The 22,171-nt window shown below is 64.8% G+C and carries 11 protein-coding genes; all 11 read right to left on the bottom strand.

Annotated elements, in window-relative coordinates:
- Positions 1-194: 194 nt before the first annotated feature.
- The gene (pbpC, locus tag AC1PLU_RS16790) at positions 195-2,594 is read right to left on the bottom strand and encodes a penicillin-binding protein 1C (protein ID WP_481106812.1); all 2,400 of its coding nucleotides are present in this window, start codon (positions 2,592-2,594) and stop codon (positions 195-197) included.
- Positions 2,595-2,611: 17 nt separating this feature from the next.
- Positions 2,612-3,115: a sensor histidine kinase gene (locus AC1PLU_RS16795; RefSeq protein WP_238601853.1), complete on the bottom strand. Its 504-nt coding sequence runs from the start codon at positions 3,113-3,115 to the stop codon at positions 2,612-2,614.
- Between the two features lie 799 nt (positions 3,116-3,914).
- Positions 3,915-5,312, bottom strand: a complete 1,398-nt coding sequence (locus AC1PLU_RS16800) for a sigma-54-dependent transcriptional regulator (protein WP_481106813.1) — start codon at positions 5,310-5,312, stop codon at positions 3,915-3,917.
- A 154-nt stretch (positions 5,313-5,466) separates the two neighbouring features.
- Positions 5,467-7,908, bottom strand: coding sequence for an ADOP family duplicated permease (locus tag AC1PLU_RS16805; protein ID WP_481108543.1), 2,442 nt, complete (start codon positions 7,906-7,908; stop codon positions 5,467-5,469).
- Complete coding sequence (locus AC1PLU_RS16810; RefSeq protein WP_481106814.1) at positions 7,908-8,675, bottom strand: ABC transporter ATP-binding protein; 768 nt, start codon at positions 8,673-8,675, stop codon at positions 7,908-7,910. The genes AC1PLU_RS16805 and AC1PLU_RS16810 overlap by 1 nt, the downstream gene beginning before the upstream one ends.
- 17 nt (positions 8,676-8,692) lie before the next feature.
- Positions 8,693-9,943 (bottom strand): efflux RND transporter periplasmic adaptor subunit, encoded by a 1,251-nt coding sequence (locus AC1PLU_RS16815; protein WP_481106815.1) that lies wholly within the window; start codon positions 9,941-9,943, stop codon positions 8,693-8,695.
- 374 nt (positions 9,944-10,317) lie between these two features.
- Positions 10,318-11,265 carry a glycerophosphodiester phosphodiesterase family protein gene (locus AC1PLU_RS16820; RefSeq protein ID WP_481106816.1) on the bottom strand — a complete coding sequence of 316 codons (948 nt, stop codon included), beginning with the start codon at positions 11,263-11,265 and terminating at the stop codon, positions 10,318-10,320.
- Between the two features lie 163 nt (positions 11,266-11,428).
- Complete coding sequence (locus AC1PLU_RS16825) at positions 11,429-14,122, bottom strand: TonB-dependent receptor (RefSeq protein WP_481108544.1); 2,694 nt, start codon at positions 14,120-14,122, stop codon at positions 11,429-11,431.
- A 640-nt stretch (positions 14,123-14,762) separates the two neighbouring features.
- The gene (locus tag AC1PLU_RS16830; protein WP_481093772.1) at positions 14,763-15,230 is read right to left on the bottom strand and encodes an REP-associated tyrosine transposase; all 468 of its coding nucleotides are present in this window, start codon (positions 15,228-15,230) and stop codon (positions 14,763-14,765) included.
- Positions 15,231-15,383: 153 nt separating this feature from the next.
- On the bottom strand, positions 15,384-20,285 hold the full coding sequence (locus AC1PLU_RS16835) for an alpha-2-macroglobulin family protein (RefSeq protein WP_481106817.1): 4,902 nt from the start codon (positions 20,283-20,285) through the stop codon (positions 15,384-15,386).
- An 899-nt stretch (positions 20,286-21,184) separates the two neighbouring features.
- Positions 21,185-22,156, bottom strand: a complete 972-nt coding sequence (locus AC1PLU_RS16840) for a nucleoside hydrolase (RefSeq protein WP_481108545.1) — start codon at positions 22,154-22,156, stop codon at positions 21,185-21,187.
- Positions 22,157-22,171: the final 15 nt, after the last annotated feature.

Here is a 22,171-nt window from a genome sequence, read left to right on the forward strand (position 1 = left end):
TGCTGGCTGCTTTGTTAAAAACCATGCGTACCGATCAACTCGACTGGCCCTTGCCCGCCCACCGTCGCGGGACCTTACGCGGCATGGATGCCGCGTAAGAGCCTACACGGACGTACTTGCGGCGTGTCCCGCGATGGTAGGCGGGCAAGGACCCTGCAGCCAAACCGCAGACCAGCAGCTCCTGAATCTCTGCTTCAACGCAACACCCGAAACCGCACCTGCGTCCAGGCGCCATCGCTAGCCATTGCCGTCAGCGTATGCGTGCCGACGTCTTCAAAATCGCGTTGAAATCCCTGCCGGCCATTGGTCTGTGCGATCCAGCGGCCGTCCAGCAACCAATCGATGCGCGCGTCACTGCCCAATGCGCGTAGTTGCAAGCGCACCGGGCGCGCGGTGGCGTTGGCGCGTGCCAGCGTGGCGCGATCGCTCAGGCCGTCGATGCGCAACACGCCACCACCGGTCATGCGCCCATCGGGCAGACAGTCCGGCGCGAGCGGCGGCAATTGCGCGGCACCGCGTTCGGCTGCGCTGAGCCAGGGCGAAACCAGTGCCGGCCAACGCGCCAACGTGCGTGGCTCACGCTGATGCGCCTGGCTGCACTCTTGCGACAGCCGCTGACCGCTGCGCGCATCCACATCGAAGTGCAGCTGGCCGCTCTGCCATAACCGCGCATCGCGTTCGGCGAAGGTGGGCGGTACTGCGCCATCGAGTGCGTACGCTTCGGCGCGTCGCGCGCATTGTGCCGGTGGTGTGTGATCGGCCGCGCCGCCGAGCGGCCAGCAGATGTCCAGCGCCTGCACATTGGCCGGCATCGGCACCGGCGCTCTATCGCCGGCACTGCGCGGCAACGCATCGATGACTTCGAACATCAGCGGCAACGCGGTGACCGCACCGTACTGGCCCGGCAGCGGCGTGCCATCCGGGCGACCCACCCACACCCCGACCGTGTAACGGCGCGTGCCGCCGATCGCCCACGCATCGCGGTATCCGTAACTGGTGCCGGTTTTCCACGCCACACCCGGGCGCGCGGCGGTGTCGAAAGTGCCGCTGCCATACCCGGGGCGCGGATTGCTTTGCAAAATCTCGCGCACGATCCAGGCCGCACCCGGCGACATCAGCCGGCGCTCGATGCGCGCATCCTCGGGCGTGTAGCGCACGTGCCCGGCAATCCCGCCGCGATTGAACGCGGCAAACGCGCCCACCAGTTCCTGCAACTGCGCGCCGGTGCCACCCAGTATCAATGCAAGCGACGGCGTGCTGCCGTGTGCAAACCGCAACCCGATCCCGGCATTGGACAGCCGCGCAGCAAACCGCGCCGGGCCGATACGATCGAGCAGATCCACCGCCGGCACGTTCAACGACAGCCGCAACGCCGTCGCTGCGCTTACCGGCCCGTTGAACGCCGCATCGAAATTGCCGGGACGATAACTGCCAAAGCTCTGCGGCGCATCCACCAACAGGCTTTCCGAATGGATCAACCCATCGTCCAGCGCCATGCCATACAGAAACGGCTTGAGGGTGGACCCAGGCGAGCGCCAGGCTTGCACCATGTCCACATGCCCCAGCCGCTTGCGATCGCCGAAGCTGGCCGAGCCCACATACGCACGCGCTTCCATCGTCGCGTTGTCCACCACCAACAAGGCGGCCGAGGTGCGCTCGGGTAGTTGCGAAAAATACGTCGCGACGCGTTCTTCCAGCGTGCGCTGCAGTTCAACATCCAGCGTGGTGACGATGCGCGCCGCACGCGGTTGCGCGCTGTGCAAGCGCTGCGCGAGCAAGGCCGCATGCAAGGGCGGTTTGAGCGAACGCGTGACCACCGGCTCGATCCGCGCATCGTCCACCTGCGCGCGCGACCACACGCCTAGTTCCACCATGCGATCGAGCACCTTGTCGCGTGCGCGTTGCGCAGCTTCCGGATGGCGATCCGGGCGCAGGCGGCTTGGCGATTGCGGCAGCACCGCCAGCAACGCGGCCTCGGCCTGCGACAAGGCTTTGGCCGGCTTGCCCAGGTAGGCCCAACTGGCCGCTTCCACACCTTCGATGGTGCCACCGTAGGGCGCGCGCTCCAGATACAACGTGAGAATCTCGCGCTTGCTCAAGTGCGCTTCCAGTTGCAGCGCGCGCAACAATTGCTTGGCCTTGCCCCACGGCGTGCGCGTATGCGGATCCAGGATGCGCGCCACCTGCATGGTCAGCGTCGAACCACCGGAGACGATGCGCCCCTGCCCGATCCACTGCCCGCCAGCACGTAATAGCCCCCACGGATTGACGCCTGGGTGGCGCCAGAACCAGCGGTCTTCGTAATTCAGCAGCGCCTGCAGATACAGCGGCGACACGCTCTGCGGCGTGGCCGGATAGCGCCACACGCCATTGCGATCGGCGAATGCACGCAACGGCGTACCGTCGCGTGCGACCACCAGCGTGGAGGTGTCACGGGATTTGGGCAGCGGCAGTGGGAAGGCCAGGTCCAGCAGCAGGATGGCCAGCAGTGCCGCCACCGTGCCCCAGCGCAACAGCGACCACCACCGGCGGCGCGGCGGGAGCGGTCGGAGCGCGTCGTCCTTGGTCGCCTCGCCCTGTGTCGTTGTGCTCATCGTCCTGTGGTGCCGCCTCAAGAATCCTGCAAAGCATGCAGCGGCAAACGGATTTCGGCCACTGTGCCGTGCGCGTCGCTACGCGCACGCAGCACCAGGCTACCGCCCTGCGCTTCCAGAATCTGCCGCGACAGCACCAGCCCGATGCCGGAACCACCGGGCTTGGTGGTAAAAAACGGCACGAACAGATTATCGCTGGTGGGCAGCCCCATACCTTCGTCGGCGATCTCGATGCGCGCACAGTTGCCATCGCGCTGCGCGCGTAGCCACACCGGGGCATCGCCACCGGCTTCGATCGCGTTGCGCAACAGATTGATCAACACCTGCTCGAGTTGATCGGCATCGGCATGCACCTGCAGTGCGCGCTCCACGTCGATGTAGATGCGTGCATCGTCAAGCAGCCGCCGTACCCGCTCGCACACCTCTGCCACTGCAAACGGTGCACAACACGGGGCCGGCAACCGGGCCAGGCGTGCATATCCACCAAGGAAGCGCTGCAAGGCGGCACTGCGTTGTTCGATCACTGCCAGGCCGCCATGCAGATCACGGTGGAGTTCGCCATCGAGTTCGCCCGGTAGCGGCGGCAGCATGCGCGCCAGCGTGTCGGCGATGGAGCCGATCGGTGCCAGCGAGTTGTTGATCTCATGACTCAACACGCGCAGCAAACGCCGAAATGCCTGCGCCTCTTCGTCGCGCAAGGCGCGCTCCATCGGCTGCAACACCAGCAGATGCCCTGCCTGACTGCGGCTGCGCAATGCGGCGTGACCGATCTGCCAACGCCCTTGCTGCCCCGGAAAGCGCTGCGCCTGGATGCTGCCCGAGGGCACTGCAAACAACCCGGCAAGACCGAGCGCATCGGCATGACGTCCCAGCAAAGACGCTGCAGTGTTTGCCAGCAGCCGCTCGCCGGCAGGATTGACCAGACGCAGCCGCCAGTCTTGTTCGAACGCGAACACCGCCCCGTCCAGCGCGGCCAAGGTCTTGCTCAGCAGTTGCAGGCTCTCGTGCGAGTCGCGTTGCTCGTCCTGCAGCCGCTGCGCCAGCGCATTGAAGCGCGCGAACAGCGTGGTGGCGTCGCCCGGCACTGACACTGCGCGCACGCTGTAGTCGCCTTCGCGCAATGCATCCAGCAGGCCGCCAAGCGTGCGCTGCCGGTGCCCCTCGCGTTGCTGACGCAGCTGGATGATCGCTGCGGTCAACAGCACGACACAAGCCAGCAGAATGGCCGCTTCGGTCAGCGCTGGCGTACCAACCAACAGCACCACCGTCAATGCAAGCAAGGCCGGAAGCGCCGGCCACAGTTGCCGCCAGCGCGACGGCTCAGTCGGCATCATCGCTGCGCAATCCATGCTTGCCCAGGCGCCGGTACAGACTCTGCCGGGTGATGCCCAACTGGTCGGCAGTGCGTTGCAGATTGCCCTCCTGCTCGGCCAGCGCCCTGCGCAGCAGCAGCGCTTCGGCTTGCTCCAGGGTCATGCGCTCGGGCAATACAGCGTCGTTGGCCGATGGCGCGCGCAGGCGCAACTCGTCGGCGCCCAGTACCGCGCCCTCGACCAGCAGGGCAGCACGCTCCATCGTATGTGCCAGTTCGCGCACGTTGCCCGGCCACGGATATCCGAGCAGCGCATGTTCGGCATCGCGTGCCAGCGTGGGCAGTGTGCGTCGGTAGCGGGTGCAGGCAGCGGCGAGATAGTGGCGGGCCAGCGGCAGAATATCGTCGCGGCGCTCGCGTAGCGGCGGCACGCGCAGCTGGAAGGTATTGAGGCGATACAGCAGATCCTGACGAAACCGCCCTGCAGCGACTTCGGCATCCAGATCGGCGTTGGTCGCGGCAACGATACGCACATCCACACGCTGCGTGCGCGACGAACCCACACGCTCGAACTCACCGTCTTCGATTGCCCGCAACAGCTTGGCCTGTTGCTCCAGCGGCAAGTTGCCGATTTCATCCAGAAACAGGGTGCCGCCATCGGCCAGTTCGAAGCGCCCGCTGCGGTCCTGGCGCGCATCGGTGAAGGCGCCACGCACGTGACCGAACAACTCGGACTCGAACAAGGTTGCGGCCAGGCCGCCGATATTGACCTTGATCAAAGGCTGCGTGCGTCGTGCAGACCATTGATGCAGCAACTGCGCTACCAGACTCTTGCCGGTGCCGTTCTCACCGAGTAGCAATACGCCGACGTCGCTGTCGGCAATGCGCATCAGGTCTTCCAGCAACCGCCGCATCACCGCCGACTCGGCGATGAAGCCGCCGGCCGCATCCTGCAGTTGTAGCGCCTGTGCGTCGCTAAGCCGGCGCTCGCTGCGACGGCTGCGGTCCAGCGCGATGCGGCTCTCCAGCACACTCAACACGCGGGCGTTTTGCCAGGGCTTTTCGACAAAATCCACCGCGCCCTGCTGCATGGCGGTGACCGCCAGCCCGACGCTGGCCCAAGCGGTCATTGCGATCACCGGCAGGCCCGGCCACTGCGCGGCGATATGCGCGATCAAGGTCAGGCCCTCCTCGCCTGACGTGGTGTCGCGGGTGTAGTTCATATCCACCAGCACCGCCGCAAACGCATCGCCGCGCAGGCAGCCGAGCGCGATCTCGGGCGATTCGGCACCGACCATGCCATAGCCGGCACTCTTGAGCAGCAGGCGCATGGCCTCGCGCACATCTTGCTGGTCGTCGACGACCAGGATGCGCGGCGGTGCGGGGGATCGAGTGGCCTCGTTCATGCGCAGAGTCTAGCGGCGGTTGCCTGCGCTGCGGATAAGCACTGCCAGCGCAAAGTAAGGATCGACTGCTGCAACGCGGTGGACGCAGCTGCGGCGATGCGATTCCGATCGCGTGCGACATGACCATCACGGCCACACTTACAGGCTCTCATCATCACTCCAGCCGCAGTGCCTGCATGGGAGAGACCCATGCCGCGCGCAACGCCGGCACCAGCGCCGCAAGCAGGCCGGCCACGGCCAACGTGACCAGCACGCCGCCGATCGCCAGCGGATCGGCTACGCGCACGTCGAACAGAAAACGCTGCAGCAGCCGCGACAATGCCATCGCAATGCTCAGGCCGATGGCCAGGCCCACGCCCAGCTGCAGGCTCGCCTCACGCAGCACTTGCCGCAGCAAGCGCGCCGGTGGCGCACCCAACGCGGCACGCACACCAAACTCATGCTGCCGGGCCGCCACTGCCACCGCCATGACCGCGTACAGGCCCACCACCGCCAACAACAGCGCCAGCCCGGCAAACAGACCGACCAGCAGCAGGTTGAGTTTCTGCTGGCTGGTGGTCGAGGCCACCAGTGCCTGCATCGGCTGCAGGTCGGCGATGGGCTGTTGCGGGGCAACCTCGGCGATGACGGCACGCAATGCCTGCTCGTCCACACGCTGCGACGCTGCCTGCGTGCGCACCGCATAGGTCAATGCACCGAAGCTGCGCAGGATCTGATACATCGGCTCGGTCATCTGCGCGAGCGGTTGATAGACGATGGGTGGCGGCGGCGCGGCCGGCCCTTCCTGACGCACATCGCCGACCACGCCGACCACGCGCATGGCCACGCGCTGGTTGTTGCCATCGTCTTCCAGCATCACGGTCTTGCCGATCGCATCGTCTTGCAGATAGCGGCGCGCAAACGCCGCACTGACCACACACACCTTCTCAGACCCGGCAACGTCGCCGGCAGCGATGGCGCGTCCGGCAAGCAACGGGACCTGGAACACCTCCAGAAATCCGGCAGTGACCAGGCGGTATTGCACATTGAACAGGGGCATGTCCGCCACCGACACGCTCCAGCTCAACTGCGTGGTCGTCGGGGGATTGCTCGATACCCCGGCGAGTGCGATCCCCGGCATCCGTTGCACACGCTCGACGATGCGGCGCGCCTGCTCCACCGCGTCGTCCCCCGTGGCATAGCGCTGCTTGACCGGTGCCAGCGTAAAGATCGTGGCTGCGCGACTTTCGAAGCCCATCGGCACCTGCGACAACTGCTGCAACGAGCGCGCGAACAACGCCGCTCCCACTAACAGGACGACCGCCATCGCCACCTGCACCACCACCAACGCACGGCCGAGCCGCCCGGCTTGCAGACTCCATCCAGCGCGGCCACCGCCAACCAGTTCCAGCACAAGATTGCGCCTGCGGCTGCGCGCGATCCCCAGCGCGGCCGCAAGCACAGCAGTGCCCGCGCCGGCCAGTAGCGCAAACAGCACACTGCCGCCGGTGAGCTGCGCACTGTCTCCGCGCAACCACATCACCGGCACCCAACTAGCCAGCAGGCGCAGGCCGACCCAGGCCAGCACCACGCCCCCGATGCTGCCGATCAACCCGATCAACAGACCCTCGGCCAAGGCCGGCAGACTCAGCCGTACCAGCGGTGCGCCAAGTGCTGCGCGCACGGCGCTGTCGTGGCTGCGCCCCAATGCGCGCAGCAACATCAAGCTGGTCAGATTGACTGCGGCAATCAACAACACGCAGGCCGCCGCCGCAAAGAACAACCACAGCGTGTTGCCGCTGTTGGAGGCGTACAGGCTGTCTTTCAGCGGCAAAGCATTCGGCGGCTCGCGCTGCAGCTGCTGCCACCACTGCTCGCTCATATTGGGGCTGGCACGCAGCAGGCGGGTGATGGCTGCTGCGGTTTGTGCCGAGACCTGTTCCAGCCGCACGCCCGGTTGCATACGTCCGACGATGATCTCGTTGGTCGACAGATTGGTGGTGGTCAGATCCGGTTGCATGGTCTGGATCAAATCGAACGGATCGGCCCAGGGAAACTGTGCCGGCAATACCCCGACCACTGGCACTGCGCGTCCTTCCACCTGCAGCAGGCTGCCAATGGCTGCCGCGTCGCCACCGAAATACCGTTGCCAGAACGCATGGCTGAGAATCACCGCCTGCGGGCCGCCGGGGCGATTCTCCTGTGCATCGAAGTTGCGCCCCAATGCCATCGGCACGCCGAGCGTCTGCAAAAAGCCGCGGTCGGCACTGATCGAACGCGCAACTTCGGCGGTGTCGCCACGGGCGATGTTGATCGGCAGCGGGAAGCCGCGCAGCATGCCAGTCGACGATAGCCCGGGCAGTTTTTGCAGCGGCGCGTAGTAACCGGGACCGGCGACATTGCGACCACTCTCCGAGGGCCGGCCCAGGGTCACCAGCCGATCGGCCTGCGGAAACGGCAACGGCGCCAGCAGCGCCTGATCCAGCAACGCGAACACGGTGGTGGTGGTCGCCACACCCAGTGCCAGCGTCAGCCCGGCCAGCAGCAGATAGCCCGGCCGACGTAACAGGCCGCGCCAGGATTGCCAGGCCTCGCGCCACAGCAGTGCCGGCACCATCACGGCGACAGCTCCGCTGCCAACGTCGGCAGCAGCGTGTCCTGCTCGTGGCGCATGCGTTCGAAGGTGTCTTCGTCGACGATGCGGCCGTCGAGCATATGCACGATGCGCTGCGCGCGTCGGGCGAACGCGGGATCGTGCGTCACCATGCAGAGCGTGGTGCCGCTTTGATTCAATTGTTCGAGCAACTGCATCACCGCCTCGCCGTTGCGCGTATCGAGGTTGCCGGTGGGCTCGTCGGCCAGCAGGATGGACGGATCGCCCACCAGGGCGCGCGCCACCGCCACGCGCTGCTGCTGGCCGCCGGACAGTTGGCCCGGATAATGGCGCTGGCGGTGGTTCATGCCCACCAGCTCCAAGACTTCGCGCACACGCTGGCGTATCTGCGCGGCGCTGATGCCATCGCGGTAGGTCAGTGGCAGGGCAACGTTTTCTTCGACGGTGAGATCTGCAATCAGATTGAAAGCCTGGAAGATGAAGCCGATTGCCTCGTTACGCACGCCGGCGCGCGCACGCGCGTTCAACTCGGCGACGTTGCGTCCATCGAGCAGATGCACGCCGCTGCTGGGCGCATCCAGCAATCCCAGGATCGACAGCAGCGTGGACTTGCCGCAGCCCGATGGCCCGGTGATCGCGACAAAGTCGCCGCGCGCGATGTCCAATGTGATCTCGGCCAATGCGTGGGTTTCCACCTCGTCTGTATGAAATACCTTGCTCAGTCCTTGCAGCCGGATCAGCGGTAAGGCGGCAGCGTCGATGTGATGCATGAAAATCTCCTTGGGCACTAGCGTAAACGCAACCGCGGGGACTGCGCCCACTGGCTGGTATCGGAAAGGATGAGTTGATCGCCCGGCTGCAGCCCGGCACGCACTTCGATGCGGTCGCTGGCGGCGGCGCCGAAGCGCACCGGCACGCGCGTGGCAATGTCCTTGCCGGGGCGGATCACGAACAATGCTGCGGCGGCATTGGGCGCTGCCAACGCGGGCCGCGCGATGCTGACGACATCGTGCAGTGTGCCTAGACGAATACGCCCCTCGACCGACAGGTCCGGTCGCGCACCTGCCGGCAGTGGCTGCGCAAAGCCGACATCCACACTCACGCTACCGCTGCGCACCGCAGGATCGATCCGCAGCAGCGTTCCGGTGACCACCCCGTTGCGGGTATCCACACTCACCGGCAATTCCAGCAGCAGGTCCTTGGCCAGCACTTCAGGGACCTGCAGGCGTGCAAGCAATTGCTCGGGCCGCGCCACCCGCGCCAGCTTGGTACCGACCTCGACCTGCTGCCCAGGTTCGACATCGACCTGCTGCAAGATGCCGTCGATGCCGGCACGCACCTCCAGCGCGGCAACCTGCTGACGCGCGATCGCCAGACTGCTGGCCACTTCATCGCGGCGCGATTGTGCGGCACGCAGCTGCGCTGCCATGTTCTGGCGGAATGCGGCCACGCGTTTGTGCTCGATGTCCGCGCGGCCATGCTGTTGTTCTTCGGTGATCTGGCTCTCGCGCAGCTCGATTGCCGAGATCACCCCCGCCGTATGGCCGCGCTCGTAGGCCTGGGTCTTGACTTCGGCGATACGCCAGTCCGAGGTGGCGCGTGCTTCCAGTGCCTGCTGGTCGAGCAGTTGCGAGGCCAGCGCGGTGCGCGCCGCAGCCACATCGGCCTCGGCACCCGCCAAGGCTGCCGCCGCTTTTTCCTGATTGGCCAGCAGCTCCGGATTGAGCATGCGCAGGATCACGGTGTCTGCCTGCACGCGGCTGCCGGCCTGCACCACCACTTGCTGCAAGGTGGCCGGTGCGCCTGCGGCAATCCAGCGCGTGTCGCGCGGCACCAGCACACCGGTGGCCCGGATCTCACGCAGCATGTCGCCACGCTCGGCGGTACCGATCCACAAAGTGGCCCGCTCCACGCGTGGACTGGCACGGCCCAGACCAAGCACTGCAACGATGCCGATCAGCGCACAGGCAGTGCCGGCAAGCAGCGCCACGTGCAAACGGCGCAAACGAAAACGCGTGGGAGATTTGGCGATATCCATGCGCTAGTGGCAGCAGAACGCGTGCCAACCTGGCTCAGGTCGCAACCACTTGATTCGCAAAGAAATCGCACCAAGCGTTCAAAACGCGCAACGTACGATACTGGACAACCACCGACCGAATCCGGACCATCGGTACTCAGATCCGGTGCTGCGGACAGCGCGTTGTCTCGGTCGTGCTGGGGCTCAATACAAACGCTGTCGTATTGCGTCTACCAGGCTGAAGCCAGCGTCACGCTCGGCAGCCTTTCATTCGAAGGATGCATGCATCGATCGCACGACGTGCAGCCCACGGTCTACTGGCGATGCACCGTCTTTCGATCCATCAATTGCCAACTAGCTAACGCAATTCTCGCGCGTACCAGCGCTTGCGCAACTCAACGTTTTTCCAAACTCGCGCGATAGCGCAGCAGCGCTTCCGGCGCATCGGTCTGGATGATCGATACGCCATCGCGGTACAGGCGGCCCCAGACCTTGTCCGGGTCGCGCTCGGCATCGGCGTCGCCACCGTAACCGGCGATAAAGCCTTCCCACAGCGAGTTGACCATCAGCCGCACGTTGTGCGCCTTGCTCACGGCGACCAATGCCGGTAACTGCGCTGCCGACATCTTGGGCAACTCGAACGCGGCCGGATGCGCGTTACGTGTCTGCGCGGTAGCGATCGCGGCAAGATCGGCGTTGCCATGGGCGTTGATCAGGATCGGGAAGAAATACACCTTGTCGAACGGGACCATCGCTGCCAACGGCTGAGTGGCGATGCCGGCTTCGGCCTTGACGATCACCTGGTGCTGCATGCCGGCGCGTGCGACCGCGTCGACCACCTGCACGTAGATCGCATCCTTGACGTCCAGATTGAGCAGGATATGGCCCTTGGACTTGGCCAGCATCTGATCGAGCGTGACCACGCGTTGATCGGTCAGCGGTGCCTGCGCGCCACCTTCGTCGCTGCGCAGGCGCAGCTTTTGCAAGTCGGCCAAGGTCAGCTCGGACAGTTTGCCGGTGCCATCGGTGGTGCGGTCCACGGTGGCGTCGTGCAGCATCACCAAGGTGCCGTCGGCAGCACGCCGCACATCGGTTTCCATCACGTCGGCGCCGATGGCGATGCAACGTTCCAGCGCGGCCAGCGAGTTTTCCGGCGCAGTATCGTTGAAACCATGCTCCGGTGCCGGCGCGTGGCAACCGCGATGGGCTACCACCACGATACCGCCGTTCGGATTGGTCAGCCTGGCCTGGATCGCGGCCATGCCGGTGGGCGCTGCGCTTGCAGTGGTGGCGAGCGCCACGCACAGCATCGCTGCGAGGGCGGCAACAGAACGTAATGTCATCGAACAACTCCGCTTGAATGGATTAACAGAACTAGTGCACGTCCATAAGACCGGCGAGGCCGGTGCTCGTTGCTCTGTGCGGCATCAACCACTTGCACACTGCACTTCCTCCGCGCCGCCCGCACGCACCTGACGACCGCAGGCGACGCGTCATCCGCCACGCTTAAAACGTCGGCGTAAAACGCAGCCCGAACCAATAGGTCGTGGGCACCGAATAACTGTCCTTGAGCAGGTTCTGACCGGGACCGGTCACGCTGGTGATGCGGCTGTGGGTGAGGTTGCTGACCTGGCCGATCAGGCTGAGTTGCTTGCTGATGGCGTAGGTTGCAGTGAAGTCGAGTTGCGAGCGCGGCGACCAGTACAGATCCTGCCAATCGATATTGCTGACGATGGCGCGCAAGGCCTTGCCCTGACGGTTGTAGGCCGCGCGCAACTCCAGACCGCCGGTGTTGTAGAACAGCGTGGCATTGGCGGTGTAATCGGGCTGGCCAACCAGGTTGTCGAGCTTGCGCTCGCGCTGGGCCACGTTGCTGCCGCTGCCAACGCTATAGGGCACATCCAGGCTGCCATCGAGCACGGCGAAGTTCGCGCTGAAGCCGACACCGCTCAGCCACGGCGCGATCGGCGCCAGGGTATTGACGATGCCGTTGAATTCCACCCCTCTGATGCGCGCCTTGGCGGCGTTGGCCGGCGTGCTGATCAGCGCGTTGGCATAGGTGGTGCCATCGAAGGTGAAGCTATCGGTGCGCGAGAGCGTAAAGATTTCGTCCTGGATGCGCTTGTCGAACACGGCAGTGGAGGCGAACGCATCGAAATCGCCGGGTAAACGCCATTCCAGCGACAGATCCAGGTTATTGGACACGCGCGGCTTGATGTCCGGGTTGCCGATGGTGACGGTGACGCCTTGCGCGTTCGGGTTGCCGGCATCGGCGGTGTTGACGAAGCCGATCGAGGTGCGCGCTGCATACGCATCGTACGGTGGGCGACCGAGCGTGCGACTTGCACCGGCGCGCAGGTCGAGTGCGTCGGTGAGGTGGTAAGTCATGATGGCCGAGGGCAGCAGATAATCGTAGTCCGCATTGGTCGGGTTATCGACATACACGTAGCGATTGGTGGCGGTGTCCAGCTGCCGCTGGCGGCCGACGGTATTGAGCTTGGTACTGTCGAAATGCAGGCCGCCCTGCACGTTGAAACGCTCGCTGCGATAGCTGACCAGGCCATAGCTGCCGAAGGTTTTTTCGGTATGGGTGAAGTTGTCCTGGTTGCTGAAAGCCTGCTGGTCGGTGCTGTTGAACGCGCTCAGCGGCGTCGCAGCGAGCACGCGGTTGGCCTTGTCCGGATCGATGGTGAGCAGGTTCAGGCCGGCATAGCGCATCGGCGCCCTGCCGGTGCCCGCCACATCGGCCAGGCCGAAGGCCGGCGCGCTGGTGTTGGGCTGATACTCGACGCGGAAGATGTCGTAGGACGGTTTGTCGGTGGTATACGACACGCCGGCCGCAAAACCGATGCCTTGATCGCTTTCGCCCTGATTGAAGCCGTAATCGAGCCGGCCGGTGAGGATGCGATCGGCCGCGGTGCGCTTATAGTCCTGGCGCCAGTACGACAGGCTGTAGTTGTCCAGGTTGTTGTAGGCCTGCGGCGATACCCCGAAGCGCTGGTCGAAGCGGGAGGTGTCGTAGTTGAATGCGTAATTGGGCGTGGCGTTGATGGTCACGCCACTGCCGGTCTGGCCCACCGGTACCGGTGCGGCGCGGGTGATGCCGGTGGCGTACTTGATCATGCGGATCGGCTCGTCGTAGGTCGCATCCGACCACGCGCCGCGCGCAGAAAACTGCTGCCGATCGGTGGGCCGCCAGATCGTGCCCAACTGCGCCACCTTGGTGCGCGTGGTGACGATCTGGTTGGAATAGCCCACCTCGATATCGCCACCGGGATAGCTGCCGGACGTGGCGGTGTGATTGAACACCTGGCCACGGTTGCGCGGGTCGATAAGGACCTCGTTGCGCTCCATGTTGTCCTTGAAATAGTAATAGCCGGCCATCGCATAGGCTTCTAGCGCAGCGCTAGGATGCACCTCGAACTTGCCGGTCACGCCATAACGGTCGCGCTGATTCTGCACGTACCAATACTTGTCCTGTTGCGGCACCGCCCAGCCATTGCCCAGGTTGGCACCGGTCTGCAGCACGCCGTTGTTGTCGTAGAACCCGTAGTGCACCGTGTCGGTGGTCATATGGGTTTCGGTGTAGCTGCTCAGCGTCTGGTAATTGGCCGACAGCGTGAAGCCGTATTGCTGCTCGCTACCGAAGGTGCGGCTGCCGGTGGCATTCAAGCGATACCCCGGGTCGTCCTGATCGCGCGGCTTGCCGACATCGTTGGCGTGGCCGAGCGCGGCTTCGGCGCTGAAAAAGGGCTTGCCGCCGTTTTCGAACGCGCTGCGCGTCTTGAGGTTGATCGCCCCGCCCGTGGCGTTGGGGTCCAGATCGGGCGTAAAGGTCTTGACCACCTGCAACTCGCTGACCATCGACGCCGGCAGCAAGTCCAGACGCACGCCGCGCGTGATCGAGCCGAGCGTGCCGTTCGGCGTGCCGGGCGAGGCGATGGTCAAGCCATCGATGGTGACGTTGTTGTACGACGGGCCCAGGCCGCGCAAGACCGGCGTGGCCGCTTCGTCGCGCGGGTGCTCGTTGTCGGTCGCCGGCAATACCGACAAACCAGGCACGCGGCGCAGCGCTTCGACGATGGTGCTGTCTGGCAAGGCGCGTACATCGGTGGCGCTGATGACGTCGGTGATGTTGGTCGCCGCGCGCTTGCTTTCCACTGCGGCGGCATTGGCACGACGCACGCCGGTGACCTGCATGGCGTCGAGGGTTTGCACGCCGGGTTTGCTGTTGGGAGGTGCGTCGGCGTTGGTTACTTCGCCTTGTGCCGATGTTGCCGATGTTGCCGATGAAGGCGATGCAGCAGGATCTACGGAATCTGCAGATGCATCCAGCGACGATGGAGAACGTTGCTTTGCCGTCGCAACTTCAGCATCGGACGTGGTTGCCTCGTCAGTATTAGCCGTAGCTGTATCTCTAAGTGTAGGTGTAGGTGTAGGTGTAGGTGCAACTACACTCGCTGATGCGCTCGCGGTCGTGGCCATAGCCGCAGAAGACGTTTGAGCTGCGGCGTCGGCCGGCATGGCTGCACGCTCATTGGCGCATGCCTGCAAAGCTGGCGAACATGCCGCAATGGCCACGGCGAGAACGGACAAGTGCAAACGGTACGAATCGGAGCGCTGCATGGAATCCCGTAAGTCGCGCAGCAAGGACGCTGCGCCTGTGAGAAAGCACGCCACCGTAGCCAGTAAAAATGACCCTTGCGTGTCGCTTGCATCGCACTGAAAAGACACTGCGCAATGATGTCTCCATATGCGAAGCAGCACTTTTTCTGGCGTAGGAGCGCGCTTGCACGCGATGAGGCTTTCCCGGTGATGCCAATCGCGCGCAAGCGCGCTCCTACGGCAGCCAGATTGCATCCCAGAATGGATAATCGCCGACCCTTTCAACCAGTCCGGCGCGTAGCGGATTGGCGATAAGGTAGCGAGCCACGCTGCGCAGATCGTCTTCCTTGCGCAAGGCACGGTCGTGGTAGGCACGCGCCCAGACCGCCTCGCGCATCCCGCGTTGCCTGTTGACCGCACGCGTGCTTGCTGCCTTCATGCATGACACCGTTCGCGCCAGTGGCGTCACATCTCCCAACTGCACCAGCCAATGGACATGGTCCGGCATCAGTACCCAAGTAAGTAACGTGGCATCTTCCGGCAGGGCGGCGATGAATGCGCGGCACGCCGACGCGGCCAGCTGAAAATCGTCGAACACACGTCGCCGCTGGCAGGTTGTGACGGTGAGTAGATAGCAGCAATTTGCAAGCGAGCGCCGGCCACGACGTAGCGCGCGGTGTCCTGGTGAAATAGAGCTGAGCATCGATGCATGCTGGCCCACCCATGCAAACGCTTGCATCGGAGTCGGACGCTCGCGTCGGTGAGAAAACTCCCGAAACGTAGGAGCGCGCTTGCGCGCGATGGGGCATTACCGGGAAAGCCTCATCGCGCGCGAGCGCGCTCCTACATTGATCTCCTACGGCTGCACCACGGTCATCGTTGCCGGCGTGCTGCGCCCCACGCCGCGCAGATCCGGGCGGTACATGTCTTCCACCAACGACGGCGGCACCGTGTAGGTGCCCGGCGTCACCGCACGCACCAGGTAATACAGCTGCGCCTTGCTGCCCGAGGACAGCGACAGCGCAGCCACATAGCGGTCGTCGCGGAACTCTTCGTGCTTGACGTCGGCGGCGCTGGAACGCTCGCTGATGCCGATGCCATCTACCACCACATCGGCCCACTGTTTGGCATCGCCCAGATTGAAGTTCTCGATCTCCAGCCCAGCTGGCAACAGGTCGGTGAGCAACGCGTCTGGCATGTTGCTGTTGGCTGTGATGACCACCCGCACGATCAGCGCTTCGCCTTCTTTCAGCGGACGCGGCGTCCACGGTTTGCCGTCGGTGGTGTACCAGCTGCGCTCCACGCTGAGGTTGCGCGTGTCCGGCTCCGGTGCGCTGCGCGGAATGCCGGCCACTTCCAGGCTGGCATACATCGGTGCTTCGCCCTGCGGTGCGAACTGCACACCGCGCGCCAATGCGGCGCTGTCGAAACTACGCCCGAACAAACGGGCCGGCGCAATCTCCTGCACCTCGCCGCCCACGGTCAGCGTGCCGGAGACCTGCTTGCCCTGCCCGACCATCAAGGCCTTGCCCAAGCGCGCAAGCGCTACCTGCTCCTGCGTGCTCAGCCACAGCCAGCCGGTGGCGCGACGTGCATCCAGCGCGCGACCCAACGCAACCGCACGGGTGTCGTACTCGGGCTTGGACAAGCCACGCTCGTGCAGCAGCGCCATCATCAACGCATCGTCGCGGATCGCACTACCGTAATCGGCGAAGTACAGCGGACGCTCGCTGCTGTCCTTGGCGAACCCTGCCTTGATCGCCGCCTGTCCACGCTTGGTATCGCCCTGCAGCGACAATGCCGCACCCAGATGCACCAGCGACAAACCGGTCAGTGCCTTGTCGCGCTGGTTGTCGTACAGCGCGCGCAGCGTGCCGAGCGGGGCGCGGTTGACGCGTGCCAACACGTACCCCGACCAGGCCTGATTGGCGAACTTCAGGCTATCGCGGCGATCCTGCCCGTAGAACTCGTTGCCACCGGACAGCAGATCTTCGCTGAGCCGATTGAGCGCTTTCTGCAACACGTTGTCGGGCACCGCAAAACCGGCGTCCTTGGCGTCGAGCAGGAACTCGGCGATGTACGGGGTCAGGCCCGGATTGACGTAGCCGTCGTCGCCCCACATCGAAAAATGCCCGCTGGCGATCTGCATCGAGGCCAGGCGACCGAACGCGCCTTCCATGCGCTCGCGGCGCGTGGCCGCATCCAGCCCCTTGGTGCCCAGCGCCTTGGCAGTGGCATCGTCGAGCAGCAGCGCCGCATAGCCCTTGCTGGTGGTCTGCTCGGCGCAGCCGTACGGATACTCCAACGCCCCTTGCAAGGCGCTGGCGAACGGAATCGGCGGCAACGGGCTGACCACCATGCGCGCAGTGACCGAGCCGGCCATCAGGCCATCGGCAAAGCCGCTGTCCAGGGTGATCGGCGCCAGCGGATCGAGCACGCGCGTCTGCGCACGCAACACCTGCGGCCAACCGGCACGCACCGGCAGGTCGTAGCTGCGGTCGGCCTTGAAGCCATTGCCGTCCACACGCACACGCACCTTGGCCACGCTATAGCCTTCGGTGGCGCTCAACGGGAAGCTCAGCGTCTGCTTGGCATCCACGCCGAGCTTGACGCTGCGCGACGCCTCGGCAATGGCCAATGGGCCAACACCCTCGACGCGCACATTGAACTCGCCCGGCTTGCCGGTGAAGTTCTGCACATCCAGCGTCACCGTGCTGCGGTCGCCCGGCGCCATCACGCGCGGCATGCTGGCCTCGGCCAGGATCGGCGCGCGCACCACGGTTTCCATATCGTGATTGCCGAACCGCGTGTCCGAATACACCAACGCCGAGACACGCAGCGTGCCGTTGAAATCCGGCACCGGCAGTTGCACGCGCGCATTGCCCTTGGCATCGAGTTTTACCGAGCCGGAAAACAGGTCCACGGTCTGCACGCGCGCGGTCGGGCGCTTGGCTTGCGGTAAGGCTTCCAGGGCCATGTCGCCGCCGAACTTGAGCTTGCCGCTAGCGCCTTCGAAACTTTCGATCACCCGCCCATAGATATCGTAAGAATCGGTGCCCAACCGGCGCTGCGCGAAGAACTGCGCATTGGCATCGGGCACCGGGAAGCGGGTGATGTTGAGGATGCCCACGTCCACCGCAGAGATGGTCACGTGCGCAGCCTTGCCGGCCAACTCCGGCACGCTCACCGTCACCGGCAACGCCTGCTCGGGGCGCATCTGCTTAGGCGCAGCCAAGCCCACCGCCACACGCCGTGTCTTGCGATCCATCGGCACAAATGCCACACCCACCGCGCGCGCCGGGGTGATCTTGCTCGGCGCACTACCACCGCGAAATACCAGCGCGGTGACGTACACATCGTGGCGCTCCCAGCCTTCCGTCACCGGGATTTCGAAGGTGCTGCCCGGCTTGACGTCGATGTCCTGCACGTACAGCAGCTTGTCGCTTTCCACCAACAACACGCCCTTACCGGCATGCGGCGGGGTCAGCGTCACCTTGAGCGTGTCACCGGCGCGGTAGCCGGTCTTGTCCAAGGCCAGCTTGACCTTGTCCGGGCGCGCGTCCAGACCGCGGTTTTCGTCGTTCCAGCTCCAGCCGGCACGGAACGGGTAGCGCGTGGTCAGCCCGGTCGCCGGGTCGAACACGTCCAGGCGGTACTCGCCCCACTCCACCGGCACATCGAGCTTGGCATTGCCGCTGCCGATATCGAGCGTGCGCGTGTCCTTGTTCTCGAAGCGGCGGGTGAAGTCGTAATCCCAATGGTCGTCGGTGTAGTTCCAGTGGTAGTCGCGCAGCTCGCGCACCAGCGTGGCCTTCAGGCCCTTGGCCGGTTGCGGCTTGCCATCGGCATCCACGCGGGTGATTTCGAAGCGCGCGGTGCCATTCGCATCGGTGCCGTCCTTGTCGTCGAACAAGGGGCGCACGCCGACCAGCGCCTTGGCCGGCCACAGCACGCGCTTGACGGTGCGGGTGACGGTGCGCCCGCCGGTTTCGTACACGCTGCCGGACACCACCGCCGCAATCGTGCTCACCGGCTTGGCTTCGGCGGGCAGTGCGATGTCTTCGCGCAGGATACCGTCGCTGCCGAACTCGGTATCGATCACGTCCTTGGCTTCGCGCGGCAGCTCCAAGGTGGGGTCGCCGAAGAACCAGCCCGGCAACGACTCCAGCGGATGCTGCTCGACGCTGACCGCGAGCTTTGCGGTGAAGCGGTTGCCGTCGGCCGGCGCGCCATACAGGTACGCGGCATTGGCGACCAGCTTGAACGGCTGGCCGGCACTCAAGGTCTTTTGCGCGGCATCCAGATCCAGCTTCATGCGCTCGGGCAAGAACTCTTCCACGCGCACGGTCATGCCTTGCACGGCGTCCTTGCTGGCCGGATCGGTGCGGAATTCCACCTGCCAGCGCCCGGTCGGCGCATCGGCCGGAATCTGCTGGGTGAACTCGAAATAGCCCTGCTCGCCGGGCTGCAGTCTGGTCTCGCGGAAGGTCTTGCCGTCCGGCTGCTTGAGCCGCAGGAACACCGGCTGGGGTTTGGTGGGCTTGCCGTCGTTGTCGCGCAGGATCGCCGACACGCGCATGGTCTCGCCGGGGCGATACAGGTCGCGGCCGGCCCATGCGAACACATCGAACCAGGCACTCTGGCGCCCGGCCACCGCAAATTCGCTCAGATCCAGCGCCGGCTGGTTGAACGGCAGCACCGAGATATCGGTCTTGCTGCGCGCCGTCAGCACGTGACCTGCATCGAGCGTGTAGTTGAGCAACGCATTGCCATTACCGTCGGTGGCGCCCTTGAGGAACAGCTCGCCCTTGGCATCGAGGATGCGCACTTCCACATTCTTGATCGGCTCACCGCTCTGCAGCGAGGCGGTGTGCACGAACAGCTTGTCCTTGTACGCACGCGTGTGCAGGCCGATGTCGCTGACGGTGAAGAACGCGGTGTCGAAACCATTATCGAAACTGCCGGCGCGCTTCATCACCGCGAAGTACAGGCCCGGCTCCTGCAGTTCCTTGATGTCCTGCGTGGGCAGGTAGGTCAGCACGCGCTCGTTCTGCTTGCCGCCAAGAATGAAACGATTGACGTAGACAGGGTCGGCCAGCTTGGACAGCGGTTCCTTGTCGCTGTAGTCGCTCTCCAGCTCCCAGCTGCCGCGACGACCGCCGCGCTGAAACTGCTGAAAGAACGCCGGCAGCGATTTCTCGCGCACGCGCAAAAATTCAACGTCCACCTCTGGTACGTTGACCGACACCACCGGCAGACCACGGCTCTCGCGCGCAGGCAGTACGCTGCCTTGCGAAGCGAACCCGGCCACAGGCTTGAGCTGCCCGGTATAGACCTTCTGCTTGAGCGGTTTGCCCAGGCGGCTGCCATCGGCGGCCAGCAGGTTGGCATCGACCAGCACGGTGTAGTCCTTGGCCGCTTCCACGTACGGGTAACGCAGCGTCTTGCCGTCGTCGGACAGCGACCAGCTGCTGTCGCCGGTGCCGACCTTTTCCTCGAAGCGCACCAGCGCATCGAAATCCTGCGTGCCGACCAGCGGCCGCGAGAATTCCAGCGCCAGCGACAAGCCGTCGCTGGTCTGGTCGGGATAGGCACGTGCCAGCGCAAAGCCGGTAATCGCCTGCTTGTCGGCCTTGATCGCCTCGCCGCTGGCGGTGGGCAACTGGCCACTTTCGTTACGCTTGCACGCCACCCCGCCGATCGCCACGGTCAGCAGCACCACCCACAGCAACATGCGCCGCGTGCCTGACCACTTCATCCCTGATTGCTGGCTGTCCATTCGTGCTACCCCATGACTGAGGACGCAAGTATAGCGATGCCGTTCACGTCACTGATGGTGGCGATGGGGGCGAGGCATGGACTTACCGATGGGCGGCGATCATGCGCCGCTAGGCGAGCGTTGCGATGGCACCGGCGCGCCCGACCTGCGGACGCAGTGGTTTTGTTGGTCGCATCTTGTTGGATGCAGTCAAAAGTCCAAAGCAAAAAGCCTAGTCAGTCGAGGGCGCGGTGCCCTCACCGCTCGCGGGACACGCCGTGAATCCGTCCGTGGAGGCTCAGTGGCGGCATCCATGCCGCCACATGGTCCCGCAATCGGCGAGGACACCGCACCAGAGAGTTGATGGGTTGCGTTGTTGAAAACATGCACGCCGACCATCTCCACTGGTCCTTGCCCGCCCACCGTCGCGGGACCTTACGCGGCATGGATGCCGCGTAAGAGCCTACATGGACGTACTTGCGGCGTGTCCCGCGATGGTGGGCGGGCAAGGGCACTACAGCAAACCCACAGATCATCTGCCCTGCAACTAATCTATCCGCGCTAAGCAATCACTTCGACATGCTGAGACTTGAGTCGCAGCGCCGTTTAGATGCAGTCAGAAGCTCAGGTAAGAAACCTTGTCGGTCGAGTGTACGGTGCCCTCACCGCACAAGAGAATTCGTCGGTTGCTTTTGTTGAAGCTACGCAGACCGACCATCTCCACTGGTTCTTGCCCGCTCACCGTCGCGGGACCTTACGCGGCATGGATGCCGCGTAAGAGCCTACATGGACGTACTTGCGGCGTGTTCCGCGAGGGTGGGCGGGCAAGAACCCTGCAGCCAAGTCGCAGCTCAGCGGCCCTGCAACGGACCGGCGTGAAGTCGTTTTGTTCGCCGCTCTTAGTGCAACTGCAACAACGTACGCATGTACATGTCGATCAACGCCGGCTTGTCCGCACGCAGGCAGGCCTGCACGTTCGGCGTGCCGGCTCCTTCGCGGGTATACCCCTGCGCATCGACATCCAGATGCAACGGCGTGGTCGGGCACAGCGCGGGGCGCAGCAGCCAGGCCACCGGCACCGCGTCGAACAAGGTAGGCGTTGCACTGACCCAGGGCTGGTCGGTATTGCGCCACTGGTAGTACAGCTGAGTGAGCGCATCGGTGAGCCCATCGCCATGTGCAAACAAGGCGATGCGCTCGGGTTCTTCCAGCGTGATCTGGGCGGCGTCCAAGGGCAGCAACACGATCGGCACGCCGGCCGCGAACACGCGCTGGGCGGCGGCGACATCGGAGAGGATGTTGTACTCCGGTGCCGGCGCACTGGCCAGGCGATACGCCGACTTGCCATAGCCAACGCGTACCGAGCCGCCCATCGCCACGATGCGCTTGAGCTTGGCAAAGCCGGCCGGGTCGCGTTGCTGCGCCAATGCGGCGTCGGTCATCGGCCCCAACACCAGCAAGGTCACCTGACCTGGATGCTGGCGCGCCTGCTGCAGGATCATCTGCGCCGCATCCGGCAGCTTGCCTGGCAGCTGTCCTTTGGCGGCCCAACGCGCCTGGCTGAAGGGAATCGTGCTGGCGGTGCGTGCGCCCACCGCCAACGGAATTTCGCTGCGCCCGGCCTGCTGCAACAGGCGCTGCAACAACTGTGCACGCAAGCTGGTATCGCCCCAGGCCGATGCGATGCCCAGCACGCGCAACTGCGGGCTACGCAACAACAGCCCCAACGCGAACGCATCGTCGATGTCGTCGCCGATATCGGTGGAGACCACCAGCAACTCGGTGGACCTCGCCGTTGGCGCAGCCTGCGCTGCACTCGCGGCAGGCGTCTGCGCCCATGCCACTGCCGACGCACACCACAGCCCCAGCATCCACCACGCGTTACG

Source organism: Xanthomonas sp. NCPPB 2933, from assembly GCF_056725225.1.